General features: G+C 62.5%; 13 protein-coding genes. 9 read left to right on the top strand and 4 right to left on the bottom strand.

What is annotated here, in order from left to right; genetic code table 11:
- Positions 1-55: 55 nt before the first annotated feature.
- Genes NVV79_RS04905 through NVV79_RS04895 form a run of 3 tightly spaced genes read right to left on the bottom strand, consistent with a single transcriptional unit; the run spans position 56 to position 2,903 of the window.
- Positions 56-952 carry a carbohydrate ABC transporter permease gene (locus NVV79_RS04905; protein ID WP_146290187.1) on the bottom strand — a complete coding sequence of 299 codons (897 nt, stop codon included), beginning with the start codon at positions 950-952 and terminating at the stop codon, positions 56-58.
- Positions 952-1,869 (bottom strand): ABC transporter permease subunit, encoded by a 918-nt coding sequence (locus NVV79_RS04900; protein ID WP_303986823.1) that lies wholly within the window; start codon positions 1,867-1,869, stop codon positions 952-954. Before NVV79_RS04900 ends, NVV79_RS04905 begins: the two co-directional genes overlap by 1 nt.
- Complete coding sequence (locus NVV79_RS04895; protein ID WP_303986821.1) at positions 1,869-2,903, bottom strand: LacI family DNA-binding transcriptional regulator; 1,035 nt, start codon at positions 2,901-2,903, stop codon at positions 1,869-1,871. Before NVV79_RS04895 ends, NVV79_RS04900 begins: the two co-directional genes overlap by 1 nt.
- A gap of 141 nt (positions 2,904-3,044) precedes the next feature.
- Here NVV79_RS04895 and NVV79_RS04890 point away from each other — a divergent pair, with 141 nt between their 5' ends.
- Complete coding sequence (locus NVV79_RS04890; RefSeq protein WP_303986820.1) at positions 3,045-4,925, top strand: heparinase II/III family protein; 1,881 nt, start codon at positions 3,045-3,047, stop codon at positions 4,923-4,925.
- Positions 4,926-5,004: 79 nt separating this feature from the next.
- On the opposite strand, the gene NVV79_RS04885 is transcribed toward NVV79_RS04890, so the two are convergent.
- A complete protein-coding gene (locus tag NVV79_RS04885) occupies positions 5,005-5,892 on the bottom strand; it encodes a LysR substrate-binding domain-containing protein (RefSeq protein WP_303986818.1) in 888 nt (295 codons plus the stop codon).
- Positions 5,893-6,042: 150 nt separating this feature from the next.
- Between NVV79_RS04885 and NVV79_RS04880 the strand changes: the two genes are divergently transcribed.
- The 8 genes from NVV79_RS04880 to NVV79_RS04845 all read left to right on the top strand — a co-directional run bounded on the left by NVV79_RS04880 (position 6,043) and on the right by NVV79_RS04845 (position 14,509).
- Positions 6,043-7,653: an ABC transporter substrate-binding protein gene (locus tag NVV79_RS04880; protein WP_303986816.1), complete on the top strand. Its 1,611-nt coding sequence runs from the start codon at positions 6,043-6,045 to the stop codon at positions 7,651-7,653.
- Positions 7,654-7,710: 57 nt separating this feature from the next.
- Entirely contained in the window at positions 7,711-9,117 is a 1,407-nt protein-coding gene (locus NVV79_RS04875) for an adenylosuccinate lyase family protein (RefSeq protein ID WP_303986814.1), read from the top strand.
- Positions 9,114-10,097 carry an ABC transporter permease gene (locus NVV79_RS04870; RefSeq protein WP_303986812.1) on the top strand — a complete coding sequence of 328 codons (984 nt, stop codon included), beginning with the start codon at positions 9,114-9,116 and terminating at the stop codon, positions 10,095-10,097. The genes NVV79_RS04875 and NVV79_RS04870 overlap by 4 nt, the downstream gene beginning before the upstream one ends.
- The gene (locus NVV79_RS04865) at positions 10,094-11,290 is read left to right on the top strand and encodes an ABC transporter permease (RefSeq protein ID WP_303986810.1); all 1,197 of its coding nucleotides are present in this window, start codon (positions 10,094-10,096) and stop codon (positions 11,288-11,290) included. The genes NVV79_RS04870 and NVV79_RS04865 overlap by 4 nt, the downstream gene beginning before the upstream one ends.
- Positions 11,287-12,261, top strand: a complete 975-nt coding sequence (locus NVV79_RS04860; protein ID WP_303986808.1) for an ABC transporter ATP-binding protein — start codon at positions 11,287-11,289, stop codon at positions 12,259-12,261. The genes NVV79_RS04865 and NVV79_RS04860 overlap by 4 nt, the downstream gene beginning before the upstream one ends.
- Positions 12,258-13,253 carry an ABC transporter ATP-binding protein gene (locus NVV79_RS04855; RefSeq protein ID WP_303986805.1) on the top strand — a complete coding sequence of 332 codons (996 nt, stop codon included), beginning with the start codon at positions 12,258-12,260 and terminating at the stop codon, positions 13,251-13,253. The genes NVV79_RS04860 and NVV79_RS04855 overlap by 4 nt, the downstream gene beginning before the upstream one ends.
- 127 nt (positions 13,254-13,380) lie before the next feature.
- The gene (locus NVV79_RS04850) at positions 13,381-13,617 is read left to right on the top strand and encodes an NIPSNAP family protein (protein ID WP_303988322.1); all 237 of its coding nucleotides are present in this window, start codon (positions 13,381-13,383) and stop codon (positions 13,615-13,617) included.
- 13 nt (positions 13,618-13,630) lie between these two features.
- Positions 13,631-14,509: an alpha/beta fold hydrolase gene (locus tag NVV79_RS04845; protein WP_303986803.1), complete on the top strand. Its 879-nt coding sequence runs from the start codon at positions 13,631-13,633 to the stop codon at positions 14,507-14,509.
- Positions 14,510-14,535: the final 26 nt, after the last annotated feature.

The following is a 14,535-nucleotide window of genomic DNA, read 5'->3' as shown; positions in this document are numbered from 1 at the left end:
ATTTCCTCCTAATTGACGGGCTTCTTGTGGTTGGCGGGCATTCCCGGCGGGGAGCTCACTTGAAGGCCCCCAGGGTTGCGCCGCGAACGAGATATTTCTGGAAGACGAGGAACAGCAGGGCTGCCGGGCCGGTGGCGATCACCGCGATGGCCATGCGGACGCTTTGCGCCGGGATGGCCACGCCCATGCTGGCATAGACATCACTTTCCTGGAGCAGCTGGATGTTCTGCTGAATCTGGAACAGCAGATATTGCAGCGTGACCTTTTCGGGGTCGCGGATGAAATAGAGGACGTTGACCCACTCGTTCCAATAGGTGAGCGCGGTCATCAGGCCCACCGTGGCCAGAGCCGGCGCCGCCATCGGCATGGCGATCTGCAGGAAGATGCGGAACTCTCCCGCGCCGTCCATGCGCGCGGCCTCGAACACCTCGCCTGGAAGCGCCGCAAAATAGGTGCGCAGGATCAAGACGAAGAACACGTTGACCAGGTTGGGCAGGATCAGGGCCAGGTAGTTGTCGACCAGCCCCAGATACTGGGTCATCAGGATGTAGAACGGCACGAAGCCGCCATTGAACAGCAGCGTGAAGAACACCGCGAAGGACAGGATGCGACGGAAGCGGAAATTGGGCCGCGACAGGGCATAGGCCAGCAGCGACATGACGAAGAGGCCGACGGTCGTGCCCACCACTGTTATGCCGATGGTGACGAAATAGGCGCGGTAGATCTGCGTGCCCGTATCGGCCACATATTGATAGGCGAATGTGGTGAAGCCCTGCGGCAGCAGCGAGAAACCCCGCCGCGTCAGCAGCGTATCGTCCGAAAACGACGCCGAGACGATCAGCAGCAGCGGCATCAGCGTCGCGCCGGCGAAGACGATGAGCGCGACATGGGGCAGCGCGTTGGCGATGAACCGGTCCCACCGGAAGGTGCGTTTGCGAGCAATGGCAGTCATCAGAACAGCGCCTTGTCAGGATCGATACGGCGGACCACCCAATTCGCCAGGATGACCAGCACGAAACCGATGACGGATTTGTAGAGATCGGCGGCCGCACTCATCGACACGTTGCCGACCTGGACCAGGGCGCGATAGATGAAGGTGTCGAGCACGTCGGTGCTCTCGTAGAGCAGCGCCTGGTTGAGCGGCACCTGGTAGAACAGGCCGAAATCGGCGTTGAAAATATTGGCCAGCGACAGCAGGAACTGGATGATCACCAGCGGCATGATCAGCGGCAGGGTGATGGTGAAGAACTGCTGCACCTTGCTGGCGCCATCCACGCGTGACGCCTCGTAGAGCTGCGGATTGATGGCCAGCATCCCGGCCAGGTAGATCAGCGTGCCCCAGCCGGTGGTCTTCCACAGCACGACAATCAGCAGGATCAGCGGCCACCAGGCCGGGTTCTGATAGAATTCGATCGGCTGGGACAGCAGGCCGTTGATGATGCCGTTGCTGCTGAGGAAGCCGAAGACGAAATAGCTGACGATGACCCAGGAGATGAAGAACGGGAACAGGAAGGTGGTCTGGTAATATTTGGCCAGCCGGCTGCGGAAGACGTCGAACATCAGCGCCGAAATGAACAGCGTGAAGAGTGTACTGCCGACGATGAAGAGCCCGTTGAGCAGGATCGTGTTGCGCGAGGCATTGAGCGCGGCGGCGGAGGCGAAGAGGAATTCGAAATTCCGCAACCCGACGAATTCGCTGCCGAAGATGCCCAGTCGCGGGCGGAAATTGGTGAAGGCGATCCAACTGCCGGCCAGGGTCGCATATTTGAACACCAGCAGCCAGAGCAGCGCCGGCAGGCACATCAGCAGCAGGACGATTGTCCGCTTGCGACTGGCAGAAGCGCGGCGACTCTTGGCGACAGCAGCCATCAAACATTTCCTTCTGCTGTGGTCCTGACGCTGTCGCGCCAGATGATCTGGGGTGGCAACAGGATCTGCCGCGTGCCGGCCCGACCGGTAACATGATCGATCAGCGTGCGGCCGGCATGCTGGCCTAGCTCCCGCCCCGGCAGGTCGATCGTTGTGGTGCGGGGCGTGGTGATTTCGGCCACCGGATCGGGCAGGATCGACACCAGCGATACCTTGCCCGGCACATCGACCCCGTCTTCGCGGAGCCGATTGAGAATCTGCGGCATGGCCACATGGCCGCCGATGAAGAAACAGCTCGGCGCCGGCGCGGCGGTGAGCCCGTCCTTGATGGCCTGGACCACGCCGTCGATGCTGAATTCGGTATCGATGACCAGCGGTTCCAGCCCCAGCCCGGCCATGCCGGACTGATAGCCATCATGAATGAGGCGGGCACTGAAGCGGCGGACCTTCTGGTGCAGGGCGTTGCCGATCAGCACGATGCGGCGGTGCCCCCTGGCGGCTACGGCTTCGACCATTTCATGGGCGCCGCGGACGAGATCGACGTCGACATAGCTGACCCCGGCCGTGTCTTCCGTCCGGCCGACCAGCACGAAGGGTTTCCCGCTCTGGCGCAAGGCCTCGACACGCCAGTCATTAGTCTGCACCTGCAGGAGGGCAATGCCGTCAAACTGCCCGGAGCCGAAAAGCGACCGCAGCTTGTCCTCGGTCGTGCTGCGCGGCAGCAGGTTGACGGAAAAGTCCCCCGCTTCGGCCGCATCGACGATGCCGGTAATATATTCGTAGGTCACACTACCCAGTTCGCCCGCGGTAGCGTGCGGCAGCACGGCGATGACATTGCTGCGGCCCGAGGCGAGGCGCCGGGCGCTGGCATGGGGCTGGTAGCCCAGCCGCTCCATGACATCGCGCACCTTGGCAATGGTCTTCGCCGATACATCCGGCTTGTTGTTGAGAATCCGCGACACCGTGGTCACGGAGACACCCGCCGCTTCGGCGATGTCGAAAATGGTCAGGTTCTGCTGAAATTCAGAACTCATTCTCTCCCCTCCCGGACGTCCTCTCTTCAAATTGGAAGCGCTGCCGGTAGCGCTTTCGGTAGCGCTTCCGGTATGCTATGTCAACTCGCGTCGCCAACTAACATTTTAGGAGGAATCGCGGTGGGACGGACGATTGCCAGCATGGTCGGGAGTACGGATGACCTGCTCGCCCGGGTACAGGGCCCGCTCATGAAGCGGCTGGAACAGGCGGTTGCCGGGCTGTCCGGAACAGGTCTGAAGGCGAGGGCCGACCAAGCTTTGACCCAGGACTGGCCCGTGCTGACCGCCACCGGCTATCTCGACTTTGCCCGCACCGGAACACGACAGACTTTCGAGACCAAGACCCGTACCCGCCGCGACATCCTGCGGGACCTCGTTCTCGGTGAAATGGCAGAGCGCAAGGATCGCTATACCGAGGCTATCGTCGATGCGCTCTGGTCCACCAGCGAGGAGGCGACCTGGTGCATGCCCTGCCACCTCTTCCTGCAGGAGGCGGGCTATGGCCTGCCCGATCCCGACGAACCCGTGGTGGACCTGGGCGTCGGCATCGCCTCGGGCCTGGTAGCCATGGCGAGCGTGCTGCTCAGAGAGGAACTCGACGGCGTCAATCCCGCCATCGGCCAGCGGATGCGCCGGCAATTGCGCGAACGCATCCTGGTCCCGTGCGGCGAGCGCGAGGACTTCTGGTGGATGAGCCTCACGCCGCACCCGATATTCAAGACGATCCGGATCAATAACTGGAATCCATGGATCGTCTCGAACTGGCTGCTGACCACGGCGCTGATCGAAACCGATGAAGCCGAATTCGCCAGGACAGTGGCAAAGGTCGTGGCCGTGCTCGACCGGTTCGTTGCCGTTTATGGCGAGGATGGCGGCTGCCCGGAAGGGCCGGCCTATTGGAAGCACGCCATGTCGGGCCTCCTGCAATGTCTCGAAATCCTCAGCCCCATCTTCGACCGGGACGCGCTGCAAGGCGACGAGCGCCTGCGCAACATGGCGCGCTTCATCGTCGATACCCGCATTGCCGATGATTATTTCGTCAATTTCGCCGATTCAGCGCCGCGTGTCGCGGTTCCGACCTGTCTGGTGCAGCGCTGGGCCAATCTGCTGGGCGATGAAAAGCTCGATCGCTATGCAAAATGGCAGGCGCAATCACAGGATCTCTCGACCGGCACGGCTCCGGAACGGCTGGCCGACATGTTGGTGAGCGGGCAAAGCCTGTTCGAGGCCGTGGTGAGCTTTGCCGTATTGCCGCAACTGGACGGGCCGTCTGCGCCCATCGACCTGCCCCGCGACCGCTGGTTCCCCAGCCTTGAGCTGCTCGTGACGCGCGATATGGCCGATAGCAGCCAGGGTTGGATGCTTGCCGCCAAGGGCGGGCACAATGACAACAGCCATAACCACAACGATGTGGGCAGTTTCGCCATCTATCGCGATGGGTTGCCGCTGATCGTCGATGCCGGCGTGGGCACCTATACGTCGCAAACCTTCAGCGCCCAGCGCTACGACATCTGGACCATGCGCTCGCGCTATCACAATGTGCCCCTGATCGACGGGCTGGAGCAGCCGGCCGGTCGCAGTTATGAAGCCGGCCATGTGCTGCACACGATAGACGAAGACACGGCCAGCCTCACCGCGCGGATAGAGCGTGCCTATCCTGCCGAACTCGGCCTGTCACACTGGACGCGCCGCATGACCCTTAAGCGCCACCGGGGCGTGACCATCAGCGATAGCTTCGAAGCCGAAAGCCCGCTCGACGCGAGCCTGCATCTGCTGACGGCCGCAAAGGTGGACCTGGCGCAAGCCGGCGAGATACACCTGCTGCCGCGCCAACTGGGAACGGGCCACCCGTCAGGGCAAGGCATGATCAGCTATGACTCGGACCTGCTGGTCGCGGAAACTGAACATATCGAACTCACCGACCCGCCACTGATGGCCAATTGGGGCAGTCACCTGACGCTGATCATGCTCCGCCTGCGCCAGCCTTCGGCCAGGCTGGATATCAGTGTGGGAGTGCGTTGAAAGATCAGGACATGCGGTGTTTGGGTTCTGGTGCGCTGGCTCCACGAGTTTGTGCCGGTCAACCTGATGGACAGGGCAGTCAATGGCCTTTCACGGTATCGCGCAGCCAGGCTCTGAAATTTCGGAAGCGGGCGGAACGAAGCTTCGGTTCGGCGAAAATGAAGGTGTAGTGCTCATGCACCGTCTCCTCCTTGAACAACGCGACCAGGCGTCCTGAGGTGATTTCTTCCTGCACCAGCGATAGCCGGACGATGGCGATACCCAATCCCTCGGCTGCACCGGTGAGCTCAAGGCCCGGGCTTTCGAAGTCGATGCAGCGTGCGTCGGAAAACACGCGTTGCGCGCGCTCGCCAAGCCAGCGCTCCCAGTTCCGCACATATTCGGCCGACCGCAGCAGGGTATGATGTTCCAGATCGTCCGGCGTCCTTAGTGGCGGCGCTTCCTTCAAATAGGCGGGACTGCAGACCGGCGAAAGGTCCGCATCTGCCAGGATATCGATAATGAAGCCGGGCCTGGGCTTCGGACTGATGACGATCGCTCCGTCCGGGCCTACGACCCCGTCGGCGCTGGCGACGAAATTGACGGCCATGTCGGGGTGTCGCCCATAGAGCCCCCCGAGTGCGGGCATAACGTATTTCTGCAGGAACATGCGGGGCGCCGCGATAATCAGTGGTCCGCGATGGGCATCCGCCGACACAGTCCGGGTCGCTTCCCGAACTTCACCCAAAGCGGCATGGACCTTGGCCCAATAGGCCTCGCCGGCAGGGGTGAAAACCATGCGCCGGTGGGCACGCTCGAACAGTTTGATCCCAAGGAATGTCTCGAGGTTGTTCACCTGTCGGCTGACCGCACCGGGCGTCAGATGCAGTTCTTCGGCGGCCTTGGCCACGCTGAGGCGGCGCCCCACAGCTTCAAAAACGGGCAGTGCTGTCATTGGCGGCAGAGTGCGGCCCGACCGTTCAATCACTTTCCGTCCCTCCCCAAACCACCTTGACGGAACGGTAGTCAATGATTGAGAAAAACTCAATCGTTGGCAGAAAGAATGCCTTTTTTGCTCTGAGCCGAAGCCCTAGCGTCCCGGCAAATACGGCCCATAGGGGCATCAAGGGAGGATGACGTGAAAAGCCTATTATCCGTAGCCATCGGCGGGAGCCTGTTGGCGGCAACATCTTTGCTCGCGGTCCAGACATCGGCCGCCGAACTCAAGGTTGGTCTCGCGGCCATCGCCACTTCGGCCGATCCGCATTTCCATCGCGCCGGCTTCAATTTCGACCTGCGCGAGAATATTTCGGACGCGCTGGCTTATGCGAACGGCGTCGATGGCGCGCTTGAGCCGCGCCTGGCCAGCGCCTGGGAGATTGTGGACGATACGACCTGGTCGCTGACGCTGGAACCCAATGCCAGGTTCGGCAGCGGCGATGCGCTGGCCGCCGACGACGTGATCTACTCCCTCTGCCGCGTCCGCAACGTGCCCGAAAGCCCGGGCCTCTATTCGAGCTTCATCTCGACCATTGCCAGCGTAACCGATGCAGGCGACGGGAAGGTGACGATCACCACCAAGGCGCCCGATCCCAACCTGATGCGCAGCCTGAGCAATATCGGCATCGTGGAAAACCCCACTGGGGTCACCCTGGCCTATGACGAGGAAACCTGCGGTAACGACAACTGGCTCGATACCAACGGCTTCAACGATGGCAGCATCTCGGCCGGCATCGGCCACTACACCGTCAAGACCTTCACGCCGGACGTGGAGATCGTGCTGGAAAAGAATGCCGACTATTATGGCGCGGCGGCGGGTTATGACACGGTGACCATCAAGGCCCTGCCCGACAACAGCGCCCGTATCGCCGCGCTGCTGGGTGGATCGGTCGATGTTATCAATGCGGTGCCGATCAACGGCCTCGACAGCATCACGGCCGATGACCGCTTCTACCTCGCCTCGGCCCCCTCGACCCTGCTGATCTTCCTGTTGGCCGATCAGGGCCAGGAAACCACGCCCAAGGTTACCGGCACCGATGGCAAGAATCCCTATCTCGACCCGCTGGTCCGCCAGGCGTTGAACCTCGCCATCAACCGTGACGAGATTGCCGAACTGGTCATGGGCGGCATGGCCCAGCCAGCCAGCCAACTGATCGTCGGCGGCGTCTTCGGGCACAACCCGGCCATCAAGCCCTATCTCTACAACCCCGACCGGGCTCGGGAACTGCTGGCGCAAGCCGGCTACCCGGATGGTTTCGGGCTGACGCTCACCGCGCCCTCGGACCGCTATGTCAACGGCGCCCAGGTGGCCCAGGCGGTCGCGGCCATGCTCACCCAGATCGGGCTCGATGTGACGCTCGAGACCTTCCCCAAGAGCGTCTATTTCGAAAAGGCCAGCGCCTACGAATATAGCCTCTATCTGGGTGGTGCCGCCGCGGATACGGGCGAAGGGCTGAGCCTGATGCTCAACCTGGCCGCCACCCGCGACACCGAAAAAGGTGAAGGCGGAGCCAATCGCGGCCGTTATTCCAATCCGGTGACCGACGACCTGCTCCATCAGGCGCAGCGGACGCTGGACGATGCGGAACGCGAGGCGCTGATCGGTCAGGCATCCGCCCAGGTCTACGAAGATAACGGTTATGTGCCGCTCTATCACGAGTTCGGCGTCTGGGCCGTGGGCAACGGTGTCTATTTCGAGCCGAACGCCAACCTCACCAACATCTTCTATACCGCTCACCCCCCGCAGTGAGTGCGTCGGACAAGGCGGTCTCCTCCGCCTTGTCCTCTCCCAAGAGAGTTCCGGCACATGGGTACTGAATTCAACGACGCCCTAGCGTCGCAGTCCGATTTTCGTGGGCTGCGCGAGGCCTTCGCTCCGCAGGCGATGTATCAGGCGTTTCTCGATATCGAAAAGGCCGTTGCCCTGTCCCAGGGCGAACTGGGTATCATCCCGGTCGCCTCGGCCGATGCCATTGCCGACAATTGCCGCTACGACAAACTCGATCTGGCGCGACTCGATGCCGATTATCGCACGACGCGCCATCCGCTGATGCCGCTCATCAACGAACTGGTGCGGCTCTGCGGTCCGGTTCACGGTGGCTATGTCCATTGGGGCATCACCACGCAGAACGTGATCCAGACTGGCCTCCTGCTGCTGACCAGGGACGCGCAGGGCACTCTGGATGGCCTGCTGCGCGATATCCTGTCCCATCTGGGCCGCCATGCCCGCACCCACGCCGCCACCACGATGGCTGGGCGCACCCACTATCGCCATGCCGTACCGATCACCTTCGGCTTCAAGGCCGCCGTGTGGATCGAGGAATTGCTGCAAGCCGCCGACCGCCTGACCGAAGCGCAGCAGCGCTGCTTTACCGTGATGGCGGGCGGCGCCGTGGGATGCTATTCGGCGCTTGGTGCCATTGGACCGGAATTCCAGTCGCGCGTCGCAGCCCGCCTGGGCATGGGCGAAATGGCCATCCCCTCCCGCGCCATCCGCACGCATATCTGCGAATATGTGAACGCGCTGAGTCTGCTGGCCTCGGTCTGCCACCGCATTGCCGAGGAAGTGTACCAGACCTCGTCGGAGGAATATGGCGAACTGAGCGAGAAGCTGCTTGAAGGCTCCATCGGTTCGTCCACCATGCCGCAGAAGATCAATCCCGTGCATTGCTATGGCATCATCGCCAACAGCAACCGGCTCTACAGCCTGGCGGGGATGCTGATGGCCTCGGCCCACCGGCCCTATGAATCCGATGGCAGCACCAACCAGTTGTTCGAGGACGGGCTGGTGGATGTCATCGCTGCGATCTCGGACGTTCTGGTCCGCACCGAAGCGCTGGTGCGCGATCTCGATCTCGACACGCTACGCATGCGCGAAAATCTCGAACTGTCGCATGGCGCCATTTTCGGCGAATACGCCATGATGCAGTTGGGCGCATCCCTGGGCAAGCACAAGGGCCATGACCTGGTGCATGAAGCTGCCGTTGCCGCGGCGACGGGGAAGGGAAACTTTCTCGATGAAATCAACAAGCTCCCCGGTGGCGCCGCGCTGAGCGCCGATATCCGCGACAAGCTCGCCACGGACGGCGCCAGCGGCATCTGCAAGGAATATGCGCTGCATTACGGTGCGCTGGTCGAAAATATCGGGGCGGGTCCGCTTCCCACCGTCGGTCAGCGCTTCATCGGCGCCTATCTCCGGTCGATCGCTCCATGATCTCCTTCATCCTCCGGCGGCTGCTGCAAAGCCTCATCGTGGTGCTGGTGCTCTCGCTGGTGCTGTTCATCGGCCTCTGGCTCATCGGCAATCCGGTCGATGTGCTGATCTCGTCCGAAGCCACCGAGGCCGACCGGCTTGCCGCCATGAAGGCGCTGGGTCTCGACCGGCCGATCTGGGAGCAGTACCTGGTCTTTCTCGGCAATGCCGTGCAGGGCGATTGGGGCACCTCCTTCGTCTACAAGGAGCCGGTGACGCGCATCCTGCTGCAGCGCCTGCCCGCCAGTATCGAGCTGGCGCTGGTGGCCTTCGTCATCGCCATCGGTTTCGCTATTCCCGCCGGGCTCTATGCCGGGCTCCGGCCGCAATCACGGCTCGGCCGTGCCTTCATGAGCTTCTCGCTCATTGGCGTCAGCATTCCCACCTTCTGGCAAGGCATGCTGCTCATCGTGGCCTTTGGCATCATGATGCCCATCCTGCCGGTCGGCGACCGGGGCGAAGTGGCGACCCATTTCGGCATTACCAGCAGCCTCTGGACGCTGGATGGCTGGTGGCATGTGGTGCTCCCCGCCTTCAGCCTGGCCCTGCTCAAGCTGAGCCTGCTGATCCGCGTGACGCGGACCGCCACGCTGGAAATCACCCGGCTCGACTACGTCAAGTTCGCCCATGCCAAGGGCGTGCGCACCTGGCGCGTGGTGTTCGTCCACATCCTGCGCAATGCCATGGTGCCGCTCATCACGGTCATCGGCATCGAGCTGGGCAACCTGCTGGCCTATGGCGTCATCACCGAAACGGTCTTTTCCTGGCCGGGGCTGGGCAAGCTCCTCATCAATTCAATCAAGGTCCTGGACCGCCCCATGATCGTCGCGCAACTGACCTATACCGCGCTCCTTTTCATCGCCATCAACTTCATCGTCGACGTCCTGCATATGACGATCGATCCACGCGTGCGGGCCGCCATGGGACGGCGCAGCACATGAGCCGGGCCAGCCTTGCCGAATTCGCCGGGCGCTTCGCGGAAAGCCGGGTCGGGCTTGCCAGCCTTGCGGTCACCCTTTTCTTTCTGTTCTGCGCTTTGTTCGCGCCGCTGCTGTCGCCGACCGACCCCTACGACCTGTCGCGGCTCGAACTGATCGATGCGCTCAAGCCCATGGGATCGCCCCAGGTGCTGCCCGGCGAGGAATTCCGCGCCAATTTCGCCGTCACCGACGGTGTGGCGACGCCGGACGGAGATGTCGGTGACCTCGCTACGGCATCCTGCGGCGAGCGCTGCATCGCGGTCCGGCTGGCGAGTGCCGAAACCGAGCTGGCCAGCCTGCAGGTCCGCTCATTGCCGAAGGGCATGAGTGTGGAAGGTGCCAGCAAGCATCCCGTCCAGCCGTGGTGGACGGTCAATGATCCGGAAGGCAATGGCGTCCGCATCGTCTCGGACGAACCGCTCCCTGCCGCCTTCAGTTTCAGCGTCATCGCCAAGACCGCCGAGCAGCCCACCGATTTCGTCTTCGTGGCCGGCACGGACGCTTTTGGGCGGGACATGCTGTCGGCCATCCTCTACGGCATTCGTATCAGCATCTTCGTCGGCGTACTGGCGGCCGGCTCGGCCATGGTCATCGGTACCGGCCTGGGCCTGCTGGCAGCCTGGCGGGGCGGCGTGACCGATGCGGTGATCATGCGCACCGTCGATTTCATGCTCAGCTTCCCCGCCATCCTGGTTGGCCTCTCGATTCTCGCCATTCTCGGCAGCGGGGTCGACAAGGTCATCATGGCGGTGGTGCTGGTGCAGTGGTGCTACTATGCCCGCACGTCGCGTTCGCTGGCGCTGAGCGAGCTCAACAAGGAATATGTCGAGGCGGCCCGCTGCCTGCGGCTGCCGGCATGGCGCATCATGCTGCGCCATGTGCTGCCCAATTGCATGCCGCAGATCATCGTGCTGTTCACCCTCAATATCGCCGCAGCGATTTCCCTCGAATCCTCGCTGAGCTTCTTGGGCGTGGGCCTGCCGCTCACCCAGCCGTCGCTCGGCATGCTCATCGCCAATGGCTATGAATTCATCTTCTCGCAGAAATACTGGATCAGCTTCGGCCCCGGCCTGGTGCTGCTGGTGATGATCGTGGCGATGAACCTGCTGGGCGATCGGCTGCGCGACCTCAACAATCCGCGGTTCGACCGATGAGTGAAGCTTTCTTTGAAGTCAGTGGGCTCAATACCTGGTTCTTCACGCGGACCGGCACGTTCAAATCGGTGCGTGACGTGTCGTTCTCGCTGCGCCGTGGCGAAGTGCTGGGAATCGTTGGTGAATCCGGCTCCGGCAAGTCGGTTACCGGCATGTCGATCATGGGCCAGGTCGACGAGCCGGGGCGGATCGTTTCAGGGTCGATAAAGCTCGATGGCGAGGAGTTGACCACGCTCAGCTTCGACGCCATGCGCCACTATCGCGGACGCCGCATCGCCATGGTCTTCCAGAACCCGCTGATGACGCTCAACCCGCTGATGCGCATCCGCGACCAGATGTTCGAGGCGATCAGCGAGCATGAGCCGGCCTCGCATGCCGAGATGCAGTCCCGTTGCATCGACGCCTTGCGATCCGTGGGCATTCCCTCGCCGGAAGACCGGCTTTCGGCCTATCCGCACGAATTGTCTGGCGGTATGCGCCAGCGTGTGGTGATCGCCATCGCCCTGCTGTTGAACCCCGATCTCATCATCGCCGATGAGCCCACCACGGCGCTCGACGTGACCATCCAGGCCCAGATCATCCACCAGATGCGGCGCCAGATCGATGAGCGCGGCCTCGGCATGATCTGGATCACCCATGACCTGGCGACGCTGTCCGAACTCGCCGATCGCATCCTGGTCATGTATGCCGGCGCCATGATGGAAACCGGCACGACGGCCGATATCATCGGTTCGTCGCGCCATCCCTATACTCGCAAGCTGCTTGAATCGGTCCCCTCGCTCAACGTGCCGGGAGAAAAGCTTCGGCAGATCCGCGGCAGCATGCCCTCCCTGCTGACGCTGGGCGCCGGTTGCCCCTTTAAAGACCGCTGCGAATTCGCGACGGAGGCCTGTGCCGAAGCCGTGCCGGAGCGCGTGTTCTCGGCGACACACCGCGTATGGTGCCACCACCCGATCGAGGATGATCGATGACCCAACCTGTCTTCGAAGCCCGTGATGTTTCGCGCATCTTCGAGCCGGCGCAAGGCGCGTTACAGCGGCTTGGCGATCGCCTGGCCGGCCGGCAGCCGCCGCTCGTGCGGGCGGTCGATCGTGTCACGCTCAGCGTATCGGAGGGAGAAACGCTGGGCATTGTCGGCGAGTCGGGATGCGGCAAGTCCACACTGGCACGGATGATTGCCGGCATCCTGCCCGTATCGGGCGGCGAACGGCGGTATCGTGGCGAGGGCTACGACAGTTTCCTGGCCCGCAAGCGCGATGCGCTCAAGGTGCAGATGGTGTTCCAGGACCCCATGTCCTCGCTCAATCCGCGCCTCAAGGTTGGCGAGATCATCGGCGAGGCGGCGGCGCTGCATGGCGTGGTGCCGCGCGCGCAGATCAGGCGTTATGTTGTTGAAACCCTGAACCGGGTCGGCCTGCCCGCTGATGCGATCGACCGCTACCCGCACGAATTCTCGGGTGGGCAGCGTCAGCGCGTGGGCATTGCGCGGGCGCTCGCTGTCAAACCGGACCTGCTGGTCTGTGACGAGGCCGTTGCAGCGCTCGATGTCTCGGTACAGGCACAGATCATCAACCTGCTGATGGACATCAAGCAGGACAGCGGGCTTTCGATGATCTTCATCAGCCATGACCTGGGTCTGATCCGACACCTCTGCGATAGGGTGGCGGTGATGTATCTGGGGCGTGTGGTCGAGCTTGCCGGTACCGAGGAGCTGTTCTCCAACCCGACCCATCCCTATACGCAGATGCTGCTTGCCGGCATGCCGCAGATCTCGTTGAAACGGCGCACTTTCATGCCGATCAAGGGCGAAATCCCGTCGCCACTCGCCCCGCCGCCTGGATGCCATTTCCATCCTCGCTGCCTTGCGGCGACCGACCATTGCAGCACCAGGCGCCCCGAGCTTGTCGAGCTTGCGCCTGGTCACACCCACGCATGCCTGAATGCCGGCCTGACGCGGAACTAATCCGGCTGCCTGTCGCACTGGTCCGGTATCGCTCTACCGCCCGCTTGCCTCAACACGCTTGCAACCAGCCTGATTTGACGGAATAGGTTCATTGGTTTGCGACGCAAGGGGGCAGGTGGTGACGATCATGATCGTTGAAGAGCGCGACTACAGGATCAAGGTGGGCAAGCTCGCCGAATTCCTAAGTCACTACGAACGTGACGGCCTGCCCATCCAAGAGGAATATCTCGGCAAGATTCTTGGACATTTCGTTTCCGAGGTGGGCGAGTTGAACCATATTGTTTCGCTGTGGGGCATCGCGGCGCAGCCGCTGATTGCGCCGTTGCGCAATGCGATTGCCACGGCCCACAAAGCTCTCGAATAGCAGGACCGGACGTATGACCTTGCTGGCGGGAGACGTTCAGTATTCACGGCCCGAATGGTTTGAGCAGGCTCTCGCCGCTGAACCTGAAACCAGCTTTGTCGATGTCAACGGCACCGCCATTGAAATGCTCACCTGGGGACGGCGTGGAGCCCCGGGACTGCTGCTGGTGCCCGGTCATGGCGCCAATGCGCATTGGTGGGCTTTCATCGCTCCATTCTTCGCCGAACGGTTCCGCGTGGCCAGCCTGTCCCTTTCCGGCATGGGGCGATCAGGCTGGCGCACACACTACACGGCGACCGGCTATGTTGAAGAAGTACTGGCGGTCGCAGAGGCAGCAGGTCTCCACCTGTCCGGAGCGGCCCCTGTGCTGGTCGGGCATTCCTACGGTGGCGCCATCGCCGTCACGACGGTGGCGACGACCAGCAACCGGTTTTCCAGCGCAGTCATCATCGATTCCGGCCTGCTGTCGCTCAAACGCCGGGTCAGTGAGATGACCGCGCAAAAAGCCCGCCCACATCGCATCTATCCTGACCTGGACACCGCACTTCGGCGGTTCCGTTTCCTGCCGGAGCAATCAACGGACAACCTTTTCATTGCCGACTATATTGCCCGCCAATCGCTCAAGAAGGTAGCGCAGGGCTGGACCTGGCGGTTCGACCCCTATCTGAGCGCCAATCGCAGCATGGCCGATATAGGGGCTCTCCTGCCGACTGTCACGACCCCTATAAGTTTTATCCGCGGCGCCCGGTCAGCGGTGGTCTCCAGTGAGGAACTCGCCGCCATCCTCGACGCGCAACCGCTCGTTCGGCCGCATGAAATCGCCGATGCCGGCCATCATGTCATGGTCGACCAGCCCCTGCGTCTCATCACGGCTCTCAAGGCCGTAGTATAATCCTGACCTCGGCGTATGCACCCGCC

The sequence above is a fragment of the Devosia ginsengisoli genome, assembly GCF_024707105.1.
Lineage (GTDB): Bacteria > Pseudomonadota > Alphaproteobacteria > Rhizobiales > Devosiaceae > Devosia > Devosia ginsengisoli_A.
This window is presented reverse-complemented; position numbering and strand designations above follow the sequence as displayed.

Coding starts and splice junctions, on each gene's coding strand:
- NVV79_RS04855 (WP_303986805.1), top strand. CDS start 12,258: ATGACCCAACCTGTCTTCGAAGCCCGTGATGTTTCGCGCATCTTCGAG.
- NVV79_RS04865 (WP_303986810.1), top strand. CDS start 10,094: ATGAGCCGGGCCAGCCTTGCCGAATTCGCCGGGCGCTTCGCGGAAAGC.
- NVV79_RS04905 (WP_146290187.1), bottom strand. CDS start 952: ATGACTGCCATTGCTCGCAAACGCACCTTCCGGTGGGACCGGTTCATC.
- NVV79_RS04850 (WP_303988322.1), top strand. CDS start 13,381: ATGATCGTTGAAGAGCGCGACTACAGGATCAAGGTGGGCAAGCTCGCC.
- NVV79_RS04870 (WP_303986812.1), top strand. CDS start 9,114: ATGATCTCCTTCATCCTCCGGCGGCTGCTGCAAAGCCTCATCGTGGTG.
- NVV79_RS04875 (WP_303986814.1), top strand. CDS start 7,711: ATGGGTACTGAATTCAACGACGCCCTAGCGTCGCAGTCCGATTTTCGT.
- NVV79_RS04895 (WP_303986821.1), bottom strand. CDS start 2,903: ATGAGTTCTGAATTTCAGCAGAACCTGACCATTTTCGACATCGCCGAA.
- NVV79_RS04860 (WP_303986808.1), top strand. CDS start 11,287: ATGAGTGAAGCTTTCTTTGAAGTCAGTGGGCTCAATACCTGGTTCTTC.
- NVV79_RS04845 (WP_303986803.1), top strand. CDS start 13,631: ATGACCTTGCTGGCGGGAGACGTTCAGTATTCACGGCCCGAATGGTTT.
- NVV79_RS04900 (WP_303986823.1), bottom strand. CDS start 1,869: ATGGCTGCTGTCGCCAAGAGTCGCCGCGCTTCTGCCAGTCGCAAGCGG.
- NVV79_RS04890 (WP_303986820.1), top strand. CDS start 3,045: ATGGTCGGGAGTACGGATGACCTGCTCGCCCGGGTACAGGGCCCGCTC.